This window comes from Saccharomonospora halophila 8, assembly GCF_000383775.1.
Taxonomy (GTDB): Bacteria; Actinomycetota; Actinomycetes; order Mycobacteriales; family Pseudonocardiaceae; genus Saccharomonospora; species Saccharomonospora halophila.
This window is the reverse complement of the sequence record NZ_KB912577.1, coordinates 66434-69647: the sequence shown is the minus strand read 5'-3', so window position 1 is coordinate 69647 and position 3214 is coordinate 66434. Positions and strand designations below refer to the sequence as shown.

At 69.3% G+C, this 3214-nt stretch carries 7 protein-coding genes and 1 pseudogene; 4 read left to right on the top strand and 4 right to left on the bottom strand.

Annotation, left to right across the window (positions count from 1 at the left end; all coding sequences use genetic code 11):
- Positions 1-237, bottom strand: a 237-nt coding sequence (locus SACHA_RS0117305; protein ID WP_028663297.1) for a LysR family transcriptional regulator, incomplete at its 3' end; no start/stop codon positions are given.
- 83 nt (positions 238-320) lie between these two features.
- On the opposite strand from SACHA_RS0117305, the gene SACHA_RS0117300 reads away from it, so the two are divergent.
- From SACHA_RS0117300 to SACHA_RS0117285, 4 genes are read left to right on the top strand one after another with little or no spacing between them, the layout of a single operon-like run.
- Complete coding sequence (locus tag SACHA_RS0117300; protein WP_028663296.1) at positions 321-1046, top strand: SDR family oxidoreductase; 726 nt, start codon at positions 321-323, stop codon at positions 1044-1046.
- A 59-nt stretch (positions 1047-1105) separates the two neighbouring features.
- Positions 1106-1309, top strand: coding sequence for a CopG family transcriptional regulator (locus SACHA_RS0117295; RefSeq protein ID WP_028663295.1), 204 nt, complete (start codon positions 1106-1108; stop codon positions 1307-1309).
- Entirely contained in the window at positions 1309-1722 is a 414-nt protein-coding gene (locus SACHA_RS0117290) for a type II toxin-antitoxin system death-on-curing family toxin (RefSeq protein WP_020628650.1), read from the top strand. Before SACHA_RS0117295 ends, SACHA_RS0117290 begins: the two co-directional genes overlap by 1 nt.
- A gap of 38 nt (positions 1723-1760) precedes the next feature.
- A complete protein-coding gene (locus SACHA_RS0117285) occupies positions 1761-1865 on the top strand; it encodes a hypothetical protein (RefSeq protein ID WP_019811783.1) in 105 nt (34 codons plus the stop codon).
- 68 nt (positions 1866-1933) lie between these two features.
- Here the strand turns inward: SACHA_RS0117285 and SACHA_RS0117280 are convergent, their stop codons facing one another.
- The 3 genes and pseudogenes from SACHA_RS0117280 to SACHA_RS22820 form a co-directional block, all read right to left on the bottom strand.
- Complete coding sequence (locus SACHA_RS0117280) at positions 1934-2419, bottom strand: SRPBCC family protein (RefSeq protein ID WP_019811782.1); 486 nt, start codon at positions 2417-2419, stop codon at positions 1934-1936.
- A 4-nt stretch (positions 2420-2423) separates the two neighbouring features.
- Positions 2424-2777: an ArsR/SmtB family transcription factor gene (locus SACHA_RS0117275; RefSeq protein WP_019811781.1), complete on the bottom strand. Its 354-nt coding sequence runs from the start codon at positions 2775-2777 to the stop codon at positions 2424-2426.
- A gap of 126 nt (positions 2778-2903) precedes the next feature.
- Positions 2904-3214 (bottom strand): annotated as a pseudogene (locus SACHA_RS22820) (DUF1015 family protein); the annotation flags it as partial.

Sequence of the window (3214 nt, the reverse complement as noted above, 5' to 3'; positions counted from 1 at the left end):
CCCGACCGCGTCGAGGGCCGCCGCGGCCTCGCGGAGCAGCACCCTCCCGGCGTCGGTGAGCGCCACACCCCGGCGGTCCCGGTCGAGGAGCCGGACACCGAGCCGCTGTTCGACTCGGCCGATCGCACGGGACAGCGGCGGTTGGGCGATCCCGAGCCGCTCGGCGGCGCGGCCGAAGTGCCGTTCCTCGGCCACGGCGACGAAGTACCGGAGCTCGCGGGTTTCGAGGTCGTCCACGACACGGAGCCTACGCCTGATACCTGGTGGGTATCACGGCGTACCGGATCGGTCTTGGACACCGGGTGCGCGGGCCGCCGACCATGGAGGGCGTGAACGACACGAAGACGGCGCTGGTCACCGGCGCGAACAAGGGAATCGGTTTCGCCATCGCCCAGGGGCTCGGGGAGCTCGGGTTCACGGTAGCGGTGGGGGCACGCGACGACGTCCGGCGCGAGGAGGCGGTCGGGAAACTGCGCGCCGGGGGCGTCGACGCGTTCGGACTCGCCCTCGACGTCACTTCCGACGAGAGCGTCGCCGCGGCCGCGGCGACCGTCGAGCGGACGACGGGGCGGCTCGACGTGCTCGTCAACAACGCGGGCATCGGCGGTCGCACCGACGGTGGCGCGCAGGACCCCACGACGCTCGACCTCGACGTCGTCCGCACCGTGCTCGACACGAACGTGTTCGGGGTCGTCCGGGTGACGAACGCGATGCTGCCGCTACTCCGCCGTGCGGAGTCGCCGCGCATCGTCAACATGTCCAGTGACATGGGCTCGCTGACCCTGCGGACCGGCCCGGTCCTGGCCGCGTACGCGCCGTCGAAGTCGATGCTCAACAGCATCACGGCCCAGTACGCCCGCAGCCTCGCCGACACGAACATCCTCGTGAACGCCGGCTGCCCCGGTTACGTCGCGACCGACTTCACCGGCTTCAACGGGGTGCGCACGCCCGAGCAGGGCGCCGCGATCGCGGTCCGGCTCGCCACCCTGCCGGACGACGGACCCCACGGCGGCTTCTTCAACGACGAGGGCGTCGTCCCCTGGTGACCCGTGACAGCACGTTCCATTCCATGTAATCGTGATACCAGAGTGGTAGCATCGTGGCCATGGCGATGACTCTCCGGTTGACCGAGGAGCAGGAGCGTGCCCTGACACTCCTGGCGGAAGCCGAGGGTGTCAGTAAGCAGGAGGCCGCCGCGCGGGCGATCACCGAAGCGGCGGCCCGGCGCGTCCGGGACGATCGCGTGCGGGCGCTTTCCCGGGAAGGCCGGGATCGCTATGCCACTCTCCTGGACCGCCTCGCCCAGTGATGGTGGAATACCTCACGCTGGAGGATCTTTTGGTTCTCGCGGCGGATCTGGGTGTGCCCGACGTCCGTGATCCGGGGCTGCTCGATGCCGCTGCACACCGTTCGCGGGTGTCCATGTTCGGTCAGGACGCCTATCCGACGCTGCACGAGAAGGCAGTCGTTCTGCTGGAGTCTCTCGCGCGTAATCATCCGCTTGTCGACGGGAACAAGCGGCTGGCCTGGATGGCCGCGTTCACGTTCTACGGATTGAACGGACTCGATCTGGACGCTCCGGAAGATGACGCATACGACCTGGTCATCGGGGTCTCCACCGGTGCCGTTGACTACACCGAAGCAGCCTTGCGTCTCGCCGCGTGGGTCGGATCGGACGTCGCGCGGCAGCAGTGTCCGGAGGAAACTGGGACCGACGTATGATCTCTCGGATCGATACGGCGGTCCCGCGATTTTCCCCTGTGGAGGAAGCGCCGGACCGCGAGTTCGGCTTCGTCCCGTACACCGTGCCCGACTCGTTCTCCGAGCCGTTGCCGGAGTCTGAACTCGCCGTGTGGGAACGGTGACGGCAGGTCGGTAAGTCTCGTCGAAACACCCCCGCGGAGGGGCCGGCGTGTCCTCCGTGTCGGGTGGCTCAGGAGGCGAGGAATCCGTCGATCTGGTTGATCGCGCCGGTGGAGCCCTCGATGATGCCCATGTCCAGCACCTTCTGCAGAGCCTCCGCGCTCTCGAAGGTCGAGACGTAGGTCGCCCGTGTGCGGCCGTCCTGCTCGGTGAAGGTGTAGACGTTGGTCGAGACCGGGAGCTCCGGGTTCGGGGTGAAGTCGAGATCGGAGAACCCGTCCTCGAAGGAGAAGCTGTGTGGTTCGTCGACCGCGGTGACCTTCCAGTACCCGGCGAACTTCTCGCCCTCGGGGCTGGTCATGTAGTAGTGCACCCGCCCACCCGGCGTGAGGTCGTGCTCGACGACGGTCGCCGGGTAGGTCGGCGGGCCCCAGACCTTCTCGAGCTGGCGCGGGTCCGCGTAGACCTGCCAGACGCGCCGCACCGGGGCGGCGAACTCGGCGGTGATGGTCAGGGTCCGGTTGTCCAGGTCGTGCTCGGTGTCGATGACGGGCATCGGGTCATTCCTCCTCGTTGCGGCCGGCCGTGGGGTCGGCCGCGATCAGCTCGTCGATGCGCGCGATACGGCCACGCCAGATCTGCTCCAGTTCGGTGAGCATGGACGCCACCGATCGCACCGCCGTCACGTCCCCGCTGGCCAGTTGCTCGCGACCGCTGCGCCGCTTGACGAGCAGCCCGGCCTTCGCCAGGACGGCGACGTGTTTCTGCACCGCGGCGAAGCTCATGTCGTAGTTCGCCGCGAGCCCGGAGACCGAGTGCTCCCCGGCCAGCACCCTGCGCAGGATGTCGCGGCGGGTGCGGTCGGCGAGCGCGTGGAACAGAGCGTCGGTCCGTTCCTCGTCCCTCTCGGTCACAGGAGCAATCCTACAACCGATAGGTTGTACGAAGTCAAATCGCGCGACGGGTTCGCCGGGGAGGCGCGGCGGTGGTGCTGGTGATGGACGGACCGCCGTCGACCGAGCCGGGCGGAGCACCGGGACTCAGGCCAGCTCGCGGACGAACAGGCCCGTGCCCGCCTTCGGTGTGAAGAAGGTCGACTTCGGGGGCATCACCGCGCCCGCGTCGGCGACGGCCATCACCTGCTCCACGTCCGGCGGGTGCAGCAGGAAGGCCATCGCGTCGTGCCCGGCGCACCAGCGCTGGATCACGGCCGGGTCCTCGTCGTCGTGGAACGGCGTGACGTCGGTGTCCGCGTCGACCCGGCCGATCCCGAGTGCCGGGGCGAGGATCCCCTCGTCGAGCGCGACCACGTCCAGCGCGGCCCGAGCGTCCGCGGGCCGCGCGGCGGCCC

Excerpts from the sequence above, each read along its gene's own strand:
- SACHA_RS0117300 (WP_028663296.1), top strand. The coding sequence starts at position 321 with ATGGAGGGCGTGAACGACACGAAGACGGCGCTGGTCACCGGCGCGAAC.
- SACHA_RS0117295 (WP_028663295.1), top strand. The coding sequence starts at position 1,106 with ATGGCGATGACTCTCCGGTTGACCGAGGAGCAGGAGCGTGCCCTGACA.
- SACHA_RS0117290 (WP_020628650.1), top strand. The coding sequence starts at position 1,309 with ATGGTGGAATACCTCACGCTGGAGGATCTTTTGGTTCTCGCGGCGGAT.
- SACHA_RS0117280 (WP_019811782.1), bottom strand. The coding sequence starts at position 2,419 with ATGCCCGTCATCGACACCGAGCACGACCTGGACAACCGGACCCTGACC.